Genomic DNA, 5,764 nt, shown 5'->3' with positions numbered 1-5,764 from the left:
GTGTTGTTGGTGTGTGGGTGTAGAGCGAGAGCCGGTTCACCCGTGGTGGGTGGACCGGCTCTTGCTGTGTGGTTGGTGCTCGGCGGTGTCCTACTCTCCCACACCCTGGCGGGTGCAGTACCATCGGCGCTGGGGGTCTTAGCTTCCGGGTTCGGGATGGGGCCGGGCGTGGCTCCCCCGCTGTGACCACCGAGACGTCTGTATGGGGTTGTGTGCTCCCACAGTCTGCGCGTGTGTTGTCCAGCGCGTACGTGTGGGGTGTGGTGTTGTGGTTGGCCCGCCCGCGCGCGCACCGCATGGTGTGCGTGGTGCGTGTGTGGGGGGTGGGTTGGTCCTGAGGACCGTACAGTGGACGCGAGCAGCAGGTTTGTGGGGCCCCACGCCTTTTGTGTGGTGTGGGGTGTGTGTGTTTGTGTCGGCCAATTAGTACCGGTCGGCTTGCAGGCCCTTGCGGGCCTTCCACGTCCGGCCTATCAACCCAGTGGTCTGCTGGGGGCCTTCCACCACCCCGTGGGGTGGTGTGGATACCTTATCTTGAGGCTGGTTTCCCGCTTAGATGCTTTCAGCGGTTACCCTTGCCGAACGTGGCCAACCAGCCGTGCCCCGGGCGGGACAACTGGCACACCAGAGGTTCGTCCGTCCCGGTCCTCTCGTACTAGGGACAGGTCCTCTCAAGTATCCTGCGCGCGCAGAGGATAGGGACCGAACTGTCTCACGACGTTCTGAACCCAGCTCGCGTACCGCTTTAATGGGCGAACAGCCCAACCCTTGGGACCTGCTCCAGCCCCAGGATGCGACGAGCCGACATCGAGGTGCCAAACCATGCCGTCGATATGGACTCTTGGGCAGGATCAGCCTGTTATCCCCGGGGTACCTTTTATCCGTTGAGCGACGACCCACCCACTCGGGATCGCCGGATCACTAGTTCCTACTTTCGTACCTGCTCGACCCGTCGGTCTCGCAGTCAAGCCCCCTTGTGCACTTGCACTCAACACCTGGTTGCCGACCAGGCTGAGGGAACCTTTGAGCGCCTCCGTTACATTTTAGGAGGCAACCGCCCCAGTTAAACTACCCACCAGGCACTGTCCCTGACCCGGATCACGGGCCGAGGTTCAGGCGCACGCCATAGCCAGAGTGGTATTTCAACGACGACTCCACGACCACTGGCGTGGCCGTCTCACAGTCTCCCACCTATCCTGCACAAGCCATGGCGGGCGCCAATACCAAGCTGTAGTAAAGGTCCCGGGGTCTTTCCGTCCTTCTGCGCGTAACGAGCATCTTTACTCGTAGTGCAATTTCGCCGAGCTCATGGTGGAGACAGCGGGGAAGTCGTTACGCCATTCGTGCAGGTCGGAACTTACCCGACAAGGAATTTCGCTACCTTAGGATGGTTATAGTTACCACCGCCGTTTACTGGGGCTTGAATTCGCCGCTTCACCCCCGAAAGGGGGGCTGACGGCTCCTCTTAACCTTCCAGCACCGGGCAGGCGTCAGTCCGTATACATCGCCTTGCGGCTTCGCACGGACCTGTGTTTTTGATAAACAGTCGCTTCCCCCTGGTCTCTGCGGCCCTCGCCCCTAGCCCGCAACGGGGCCTCAAGGCTCGGGCCCCCCTTCTCCCGAGGTTACGGGGGCATTTTGCCGAGTTCCTTCACCATGATTATCTCGTGCGCCTAGGCATACTCTGCCCGACCACCTGTGTCGGTTTAGGGTACGGGCGGCTGGCACCATCGCGTCGAGGCTTTTCTCGGCACCCCAGGATCACCCTGCTTCCCACCACACGAAGGCGGCGGTCACCATCACGTCTCACCCTCGCCCCACAAGGGGGCAGCTGCCCGGATTTGCCTGGGCAGCGGGCTGCTCGCTTGAACGGGCCAAGCCATTAGGCCCGCGGAGGCTACCACTGTGCGTCACCCCTGTTAACACGCTTGCCTACCTGCACGGAGGGTCCCCAGACCCGCGCCCACCACCACACACCACCGACCGAGGCCGGCAGCGGCGGCGAGTGTGGGCGCCGGCGTGGGTCAGCACCCGCGCGTCAGCATGGGCGGTGCTTCGCCGGTACGGGAATATCAACCCGTCATCCATCGACTACGCCTGTCGGCCTCGCCTTAGGTCCCGACTCACCCAGGGCGGACTAGCCTGGCCCTGGAACCCTTGGTCATTCGGCGCTAGGGCTTCTCACCCTAGTATCGCTACTCATGCCTGCATTCTCACTCCCGCACCATCCACCCCTGGGTCACCCCGAGGCTTCACCCGGTGCAGGACGCTCCCCTACCACCCACCACCCCTGACAACCACCACCCGAAGGCAGCAGGCTGTAGGGAACTATGTGGCAGGTCCGCGGCTTCGGCGGTGTGCTTGAGCCCCGCTACATTGTCGGCGCACGATCACTTGACCAGTGAGCTATTACGCACTCTTTCAAGGATGGCTGCTTCTAAGCCAACCTCCTGGTTGTCTGCGCGACCGCACATCCTTTCCCACTTAGCACACGCTTAGGGGCCTTAGCCGGCGATCTGGGCTGTTTCCCTCTCGACCACGGAGCTTATCCCCCGCGGTCTCACTGCCCCGCTCTCAACCCGACGGCATTCGGAGTTTGGCTGACGTCAGTAACCCTGTGGGGCCCATCAGCCACCCAGTAGCTCTACCTCCGCCGGGAAACACGGGACGCTGCACCTAAATGCATTTCGGGGAGAACCAGCTATCACGGAGTCTGATTGGCCTTTCACCCCTACCCACAGCTCATCCCCTCAGTTTTCAACCTAAGTGGGTTCGGTCCTCCACACGCTCTTACACGTGCTTCAACCTGGCCATGGGTAGATCACCCCGCTTCGGGTCTAGACCGTGCCACTCACACACGCCCTTTCGGACTCGCTCTCGCTACGGCTCCCCCCACACGGGTTAACCTCGCGACACGGCGCTAACTCGCAGGCTCATTCTTCAATAGGCACGCCATCACCCCCAACAAGGGGGCCCTGACGGCTTGTGAGCGCCCGGTTTCAGGTACTATTTCACTCCCCTCCCGGGGTACTTTTCACCATTCCCTCACGGTACTATCCGCTATCGGTCACCAGGAAGTATTCAGGCAGCCAAGTGGTCTTGGCAGATTCACACAGGATTCCACGAGCCCCGTGCTACTCGGGAACGCGCCCACACAGCCAGCATGGTTTCACCTACGGGGCTCTCACCCACTACGGCCCCCCTTCCCAGAGGGTTCAGCTACCACACCAGTTTCTCACTGCGCCCAGCACCGGCAGACACTGGAAAGACACGCCCCACAACCCCGCGGCGGCAACCCCTGCCGGGTCATCACACCACCACGGTTTAACCATCCTCCGCTTTCGCTCGCCACTACTCACGGAATATCTTCTCCTACGGGTACTGAGATGTTTCACTTCCCCGCGTAACCCCCCACGCCCTATGAATTCAGGCGCAGGTGACCGGGCACAACCCCGGCCGGGTCCCCCCATTCGGACACCCTCGGATCACAGCCCGTCAGCCGGCTCCCCGAGGCTTATCGCAGGCCACCACGTCCTTCATCGGCCCCTGATGCCAAGGCATCCACCGAACGCTCATAAAAACAAACAAAACACACGCACCCACCACCCCACAACAAAGAAGGGCAGCCAGGTGCGCAACACAAAGATCAAAGATGCTCGCGTCCACTATACAGTTCACAACCAACCCACCCACGACCCCACCACGACCAGCCACCCACCACAACAGCAGGACAGCCAGCCAGGACAAGGCCGGGGCCACCAGGGCGCACTGCCCCAGACCCCGACAGCGTGCCACCCCCACACCACCCACCCCCCCCGACAACAGGGAGGCGCACGAGCGGCGCGGGGCAGCCACCACACCCACACCCCCACAACACAACGAAGAAGGGAGAGCAGGCACGACAGCCGGTTCCTTGATGCCTATAGCGTTCCAGCCCCAAGCCGGGCGCGCCCAGCAGGCCCCCAACGGGCCCACCACGACAACGCGCCCACCAGGACACGAGGCTCCTTAGAAAGGAGGTGATCCAGCCGCACCTTCCGGTACGGCTACCTTGTTACGACTTCGTCCCAATCACCAGCCCCACCTTCGACCGCTCCCCGTAGGGCCACGGGCTTCGGGTGTTGCCGACTTTCATGACGTGACGGGCGGTGTGTACAAGGCCCGAGAACGTATTCACCGCAGCGTTGCTGATCTGCGATTACTAGCGACTCCAACTTCACGGTGTCGAGTTGCAGACACCGATCCGAACTGAGACCGGCTTTAAGGGATTCGCCCCGCCTCACGGCATCGCAACCCTCTGTACCGGCCATTGTAGCATGCGTGAAGCCCAAGACATAAGGGGCATGATGATTTGACGTCATCCCCACCTTCCTCCGAGTTGACCCCGGCAGTCTCCCGCGAGTCCCCACCACAACGTGCTGGCAACACGGGACAAGGGTTGCGCTCGTTGCGGGACTTAACCCAACATCTCACGACACGAGCTGACGACAACCATGCACCACCTGTGAGGGCGCCCAAAAAGGGAAGGCACGTCTCCGCACCAGCCGCCCACATGTCAAGCCTTGGTAAGGTTCTTCGCGTTGCATCGAATTAATCCGCATGCTCCGCCGCTTGTGCGGGCCCCCGTCAATTCCTTTGAGTTTTAGCCTTGCGGCCGTACTCCCCAGGCGGGGCACTTAATGCGTTAGCTACGGCGCGGAGACCCCGGAAAGAGCCCCCACACCTAGTGCCCAACGTTTACGGCGTGGACTACCAGGGTATCTAATCCTGTTCGCTCCCCACGCTTTCGCTCCTCAGCGTCAGTAACGGCCCAGAGACCCGCCTTCGCCACCGGTGTTCCTCCTGATATCTGCGCATTCCACCGCTACACCAGGAATTCCAGCCTCCCCTGCCGCACTCAAGCCGGCCCGTACCCACCGCAAGCCCCCAGTTAAGCCGAGGGATTTCACGACAGACGCGACCAGCCGCCTACGAGCCCTTTACGCCCAATAATTCCGGACAACGCTCGCGCCCTACGTATTACCGCGGCTGCTGGCACGTAGTTAGCCGGCGCTTCTTATCCAGCTACCGTCACCACCCCCAAGAAAGAGGCGGCTGCTTCACTGGCGAAAGAGGTTTACAACCCGAAGGCCGTCATCCCTCACGCGGCGTCGCTGCATCAGGCTTGCGCCCATTGTGCAATATTCCCCACTGCTGCCTCCCGTAGGAGTCTGGGCCGTGTCTCAGTCCCAGTGTGGCCGTCCACCCTCTCAGGCCGGCTACCCGTCAAAGCCTTGGTAGGCCATCACCCCACCAACAAGCTGATAGGCCGCGAGCCCATCCCCCACCAAAACCAGCAAAAGCCAGAATCTTTCCCAACCCACCCATGCGAGCAGGCCAGAATACCCCGTATTAGCCCCACTTTCATGAGGTTATCCAGAAGAAGAGGGCAGGTTACTCACGTGTTACTCACCCGTTCGCCACTCACCACCCACAAGAAAAACCCGTGAGCAGCCCGTTCGACTTGCATGTGTTAAGCACGCCGCCAGCGTTCGTCCTGAGCCAGGATCAAACTCTCCAAACAAAACAAATTCAGAGAAAAACTCTCCAGGCCCAACCCACACCCACCCACAACAAAGCAGACAGGCACAGGCAAAACCAAAAACAAAACAAGCACACCCACCAAACCACCCCCAGACACAAAACCCAGGAACAGCCCAGCAGACGCACCCACTATGGCATAAAAAACATGACACACTATCGAGCTCTCAAACAACACACCCAC

General features: G+C 61.2%; 3 rRNA genes. All 3 read right to left on the bottom strand.

Annotation, left to right across the window (positions count from 1 at the left end):
* Positions 1-77 precede the first annotated feature (77 nt).
* Positions 78-194: ribosomal RNA gene (rrf, locus tag H6X67_RS11600) — 5S ribosomal RNA — on the bottom strand.
* 210 nt (positions 195-404) lie between these two features.
* A 23S ribosomal RNA gene (locus H6X67_RS11595) occupies positions 405-3,588 on the bottom strand.
* 424 nt (positions 3,589-4,012) lie between these two features.
* A 16S ribosomal RNA gene (locus H6X67_RS11590) occupies positions 4,013-5,563 on the bottom strand.
* The 16S, 23S and 5S rRNA genes sit together here, the layout of an rRNA operon.
* Between the last annotated feature and the right edge of the window lie 201 nt (positions 5,564-5,764).

Source organism: Actinomyces sp. AC-20-1, from assembly GCF_023369555.1.
Classification (GTDB): Bacteria; Actinomycetota; Actinomycetes; order Actinomycetales; family Actinomycetaceae; genus Actinomyces.
The sequence above is the reverse complement of the archived record's forward strand: the minus strand, read 5'-3'. Positions and strand labels throughout refer to the sequence as shown.